Raw genomic sequence first — 5,900 nt, 5'->3', positions numbered from 1 at the left:
TACACACATGTTTCAGAAAATAATTTCAAAAATTTTAAAAACCCGATAGATGACTTTGAAATATAAAAAAACAAAAAGGTGTTCATACACGCCCAAATTGGTTGTGTATGTACACCTTTTTCAGAGGATAAAAGAGATATATGAACAATTGTTTATATACAATCGTTACCCACAAGCTTAAAATCCCTTCCGCACATTTAAGCACATTTGGTTTTGCCAATGAGAAAGCCAACACACAAAAAACCAAAAGAGCTAAAATTTTTCCATCGCAAAATTTGCAAAATTCAAAAACTTAATCTAATTTTGGACAATATTTGTCAAGACATTATTTATCTATGGATAGCATGTACACAATAGGACATCAAATCAGAACATTAAGAGAAAAAGCAGAAATGCCATTGCGTAAGCTAGCTTCTTTATTAGATATTGACCAATCAACATTAAGCAAAATTGAAAGAGATGAAAGAAAAGCAAATTTGAAAATGATTGAAGATTTATCAAATATTTTCAAAGTAGACAGAAATAAACTATTGGTAAATTATTACAGCGATATCGTTTCTTATCAAATTGAAGAAGAAAACAATTATGCTGAGATATTAAAAATAGCAGAAGCAAAAATCGAGTATAAACGGTCAGTAAAATCAAAAGAAAATGAATAATCTATTAAACATATTACTTGATATAGAAGAGCGACAAATTGTAAAGGCTATTCAATACAAAAACACATCTTTACAAGAAATTAAACCAATTTCGGAAAATGAACTACATGATATAAATGCTAATTTATTATTGACATCTAATGAGAATATTGCCTTTGGAGTACACAAAAAACTAACAAATGGTTTAATTACTTACTACTTGCAAAATAGATTTCCTGAAAATTATCATTCATTTGAATCCATTTTCACTTTGGAAGAAAATTGGGATGAAAGTTTCAGTATAATATCAATAAATGAAATTCCTAAAATAATAGAAGAGCTCCATATTACATTTCTCAATTCCCAGTTTTCTATTAATTCTGGCAAATTAAAAAGAAGTAAATCCAAACATTACTTAAAAGAATTCGGAGCTGTTTATACTCAGCAAAAAATAACGAATGAAATAGTTACAACAACAATTGAAAACGCTATTAAAAACGTGAAAAGTAGGGATTTAAAGTGCCTCGATTTTGCATGTGGGACGGGTCGTTTTTATTTTGAAGCAATCAATTTTTTTAAACAAAAATTCAATTTAAGTATAAAAGAAATTGTTTGCGAAAAACTTTATGCAATTGACATTGATGAAGTTGCATTAGAAATTCTAAAGTGTAAAATCACATCATTATTAGATACAATCGACAAAAAAACTATTGAAGCCATTTCAAAAAACATCCTTCATAGAAATGCATTAATCCCTAATACCTCCTTGATTTCAGAATTCGAAAACAGTTTTGATTTTAAATATGACTTTGAATCAATTTTTGTTAATGGTGGTTTTGATGCAGTTTTTTCAAATCCGCCTTACTACCTATTGAAAGTAAATAAAAATAAAAGCACTCTTTTAAACGGATACTTTGAAATGCTACAAAGAAAAGTGGCAAATGAAATTAACTTTTTCAAAACGTCAGGATTTTATAATTATTCAATAGAGGGAATGTTGAATTATTATCAAATTTCTATTGAAATGATTTTGAAAATGACAAAACCGAGCGGACAAATTGGTATTATTTGCCCTGCTTCAATTTTTGCAGATTTAACTTCTACTAAATTGAGGAAACATCTATTATCAAAAAACAAACTTCATTTCATCCGATATTATTCAGAAGCATCTAACCTTTTTGATAATGTCGCACAATCTACTGTTATTTTTTATTTAGAAAAAGGAGGAATCAGCAATAAAATAGAAATTGAATTCGGTAGCAACAACTTTTACATTAGCTATAAAACTATTAAATCTGTATTTAATGTAAATCAAGAAATTCCACTAATAGAAAAACTCGGTTGGAATATTTTAGAAAAGTTGTCTGAATATTTAAAACTAAAAGATTTTAATTTTATAAGAAACAGAAGAGGTGAACTAGATTTAACACTATTCAAAGATTGTATTGTTGACAGCAAAAATGGAGATTACAGATTAGTCAGAGGAAATATGATAACCGAAAAAGGTATTATTGACAAAAATAATGAATCTGTCGAAATTGAAAAATTTATCAATAAAAAGTCGCTTGATTTCAAAGAAAAGGATTTTAATTCCAGAAGGTTGATTTGTCAGCAAATATCCAATGTTGACTTGAGTAAAAGAATGAAATTTACATTTTCAGAAAAGAACGATATTCTTGCAAATTCGTGTAATTATATTAATTCTTCAAGAAGTTTCGAAGATTTACAAAAGCTTTATTTTATCTTAAATAGTGAACTTCTGAATTGGCGATTTAAAGTTACAAGTAGCAATAATCACATCAACAATTACGAATTGGACGAATTGCCAATTATTGATTTAAACAGTATTGATTTAAAATATTTCAATGGAGAAACCCAATCAAACAACAGTCTTATTTGTAAACTATATGGTTTAAACGAACAAGAAACGGAATATATTTTAGGAAGAACAAAAACTAAAAAACAAAAAGAATTAATTGAAAATGAAATTACTATATAATCATATTTCACCAAGACTTAGTGATTTGGAATGGGACATGGCAAAACATATACCCGAAGGTGGAAATTGGCAAAATATCCCTGTCCATATTCCCTCACAGCGTTTAGAACAAATCCGTAAATCAGGAGGTAGAACAACTTATTATGGCAGATTAAAATACGACAAGCCGGCATTTACAATTACGACTTATTTTAATAGGTTGGGTAATAGTAGTAACTTACATCCTAAGCAACAAAGGATGATTTCTACAAGAGAAGGAGCAAGATTACAGTCTTTTAAAGATGATTTTGTTTTTTATGGAAGTAAATCTTCCCAATATAAACAAATTGGCAACGCAGTTCCTCCATTATTGGCAAGAGCTGTTGCAGAAACCGTTAAACCTTTTATTGAGAACAATACTATCATCGATTTATTTTCTGGTGCTGGTGGAATGTCAGAAGGATTTTTAATGGAAAACTTTAAACTTTTAGCAGCTAACGAAATAGAAAAACACTATTTTGAAACCTATAAACAAAATCACTCTAAATACACAAAAGAAGAAAACTTAATATTAGGTAATGTCACAGAATCAGAGATTAAAGAAAGAATCATAAACTCTGTAAAAAACAAAATTCAAGTGGGTATTGTAATGGGTGGTCCACCTTGTCAAGGATTTTCACATGCTGGGTGGAGAGACCCAAATGATACAAGAAATCAATTGTTTAATGACTTTGTTGAGATTGTAAATTCAATAAAACCAGAAGCTTTTATAATGGAAAATGTTCCTGGTATTTTGACAATGCGAAAAGGCGAAGCTGTTAAGGAAATTATAGAATCATTTGAAAAAATTGGTTATTCTGTTAATAAACCTTTCAAATTAAGTGCAGAAGAATTTGGAGTACCTCAAAAAAGAAAAAGAGTTTTTATTGTTGGCACTTTAAGAAAAATAAACATTGATGCGCCTAAACCATTATTTTCAGCAAAAGCTGACGACTTACCAAATCCGATAACAGTTCAAGATGCAATTTATGGACTTCCTCCATTAGAAACGGATTCGGGTGAATTTGAATTGCAGTGCAATTACAAATCAACTTCCCCCTATGAAGCTATGCTAATGGGAGAAATTGATTTTAAAACTTTTTACACGAAATGTTTACAAGGTTTACCAGTTCTCGTCGGTAATATTAGCTAAATCCAAGAATATTTGATGAAGTAATTCTTTTGCTTCATCATTATTATTCTTTTGCAGCAATTCAATTAAGGCAGTTACTTTTTTTGTAACCTTATCAGATTCCCAAATTTTATTCTTTCTGTTATCTTTATCAGCGTATTCAACTAATTTCTCAAAAGCTATTCTAAAATATCTCTTGACATTATTTTGTTGGTTTTTACCATCTAATTTCTTCTCTATTACATTACTAAACTCACCTGTTTTAGAATTAAAATTTTCAAATTCATAATCATAATAAGAATAGTCTGGATTGAGAAACTGTTTTAAAAACTCGCCATATCCATTTTCATTTATCATAGAGAAAATGATTAAAACATGGTGAAGGTTTTTTCTCATTAATGCACTTAATTTTAATGCATCGGCATCACTTTGAACTTTGTTTTTTAAAGTATCCCATATATGTTTTGAATGCCACGTAATAACAGTATCACCATTCTTTTCATCTCTAACTAATACTTTAACATCTTGTAATGTCATTCTATTTCCTTTAGAACTATTTTGACTTGCAGTCATAGGTTGGAATTTGGGTCTATGTGCAAAACCTAAAGACATAGGTCCAATATGGTCTGGACTTACTCCATTTTTTACAAAAGTAGCATAAAGTCTATCTGCCTTTTTCCAATCTCCATCGGACCACATTTCATAAACTCTTCTATCTTGAGTATATTTTTTTAAATTATCTTTTCTTCTACCAGTATCACAAACATCTCTAACATCGTTATTATATGAATGGAATCCGTCTAGTCTGTCCGGAGAATTACTCATTACACCTGGAGAAACATATCCTCGTTTTTCTTTCAACACATAATCTTCATTTAGATAATTTAGAATTCCATCTTTTGATTGAATCGTTTTTTTGAAATTGAACACTTTTTTAAACAGACTACAATTATCAATTTCAAATAACATTGTTGCCAACTCAAAAATATCCAAATCATAATATTTCAAAGTTTCATCATATACTTTATTTAGTAAATCTATTCTTTGCGGTGCTGGATATCTGTAATCAAGGTATAACTCTGTGCCTGAAAATAAACATGTGTGTTTTTTTGTAGGATGATTTTCAAATGCTACTTTTTTTCTTACACCAGCATCCATTATATTTTTAGCCTTTATATTTAATTCCTTCATTTTAGCATCCCAAAAAACCATTCTCTTTTTCCCCAAATCAGTATCAATAGTTGTCATCCAACTTACGTTGCCGCTACCATTTCTTGTAACTGGTATGCCTTTATAGTTTGGATGCTTAACTATAGATTCTTGATATTTAATACCAGCAGGGTGTGGAAACAAAATATCTGTTGTTAAGCTAAAAAAATCTACTCCTTTATCTTTAGCATGATTTTCATAAATAGTAAACAAATATCCTACTAAAAAAATATCAACTGGAGTAATGGGCTTATTTGTTTCATACATTTCAAGTTTTTCAATATCTATTGAATCATCCTCTTCAAAATAATCTAATGATAAACCAGCAATTTCTCTTGCTTCCTTTAATTTTTCTGGATAATAATTTGTTATAAGTATTTCTTTTCTCATTTATTTGATATTAAAAAAGTTCCGTTATTTTGATTTCTAATGCTTTTGCAATTTTTTCAATTATAGTTAATGAAACATTCCGCTCACCCTTTTCGATACTTGAAATATATGTTCTATCTATATCTGCTTTAAATGCAAAAGCTTCTTGTGAAAGCTCTTTTTTGAGTCGCAACTCTTTTACTTTAGTACCAAATTTTTGCTTTATATTCATTTTGCAAAGTTGATAATATGTTGACAACTATACAACGGACAACTGTCAACACTGAAAGCCATACACATTTGCAATTCGCTTATGCCTTCCCTTAGTCCAAAAATTGCAAAAGAGTAAGTCTTTGCTTTAGCCTCGAACACCTGAGAAATAAAGCCAGTGGGTAATCGAGTAGGCGGCTGATGGCAAAATAGCCACCAGTGCACCTCTCACACCACTAAGCGTACGGGTCTCGTACTTAGCGGTTCATTAAGCAAAAGAATTATCGAAATAATTTCTTTGTCTCAGTTCCCTTTAAACGTAACT

The 5,900-nt window shown here is 29.6% G+C and carries 5 protein-coding genes; 3 read left to right on the top strand and 2 right to left on the bottom strand.

All coding sequences use genetic code 11. The features are described 5' to 3' along the window. The first annotated feature begins 344 nt into the window (after window positions 1-344). From HN894_15030 to HN894_15020, 3 genes are read left to right on the top strand one after another with little or no spacing between them, the layout of a single operon-like run. Window positions 345-659 carry a helix-turn-helix transcriptional regulator gene (locus tag HN894_15030; protein ID MBT7144637.1) on the top strand — a complete coding sequence of 105 codons (315 nt, stop codon included), beginning with the start codon at window positions 345-347 and terminating at the stop codon, window positions 657-659. Beyond that, window positions 652-2,637 carry a hypothetical protein gene (locus HN894_15025; protein MBT7144636.1) on the top strand — a complete coding sequence of 662 codons (1,986 nt, stop codon included), beginning with the start codon at window positions 652-654 and terminating at the stop codon, window positions 2,635-2,637. The genes HN894_15030 and HN894_15025 overlap by 8 nt, the downstream gene beginning before the upstream one ends. Continuing rightward, window positions 2,621-3,808, top strand: coding sequence for a DNA cytosine methyltransferase (locus HN894_15020; protein ID MBT7144635.1), 1,188 nt, complete (start codon window positions 2,621-2,623; stop codon window positions 3,806-3,808). Before HN894_15025 ends, HN894_15020 begins: the two co-directional genes overlap by 17 nt. Here the strand turns inward: HN894_15020 and HN894_15015 are convergent. Further along, complete coding sequence (locus HN894_15015; protein ID MBT7144634.1) at window positions 3,779-5,386, bottom strand: hypothetical protein; 1,608 nt, start codon at window positions 5,384-5,386, stop codon at window positions 3,779-3,781. The two genes, HN894_15020 and HN894_15015, sit on opposite strands and share 30 nt — an antisense overlap. A 10-nt stretch (window positions 5,387-5,396) precedes the next feature. Further along, complete coding sequence (locus HN894_15010; protein MBT7144633.1) at window positions 5,397-5,597, bottom strand: helix-turn-helix transcriptional regulator; 201 nt, start codon at window positions 5,595-5,597, stop codon at window positions 5,397-5,399. Between the last annotated feature and the right edge of the window lie 303 nt (window positions 5,598-5,900).

This window comes from Bacteroidota bacterium (assembly GCA_018692315.1).
Lineage (GTDB): Bacteria > Bacteroidota > Bacteroidia > Bacteroidales > JABHKC01 > JABHKC01.
The sequence above is the reverse complement of the archived record's forward strand: the minus strand, read 5'-3'. Positions and strand labels throughout refer to the sequence as shown.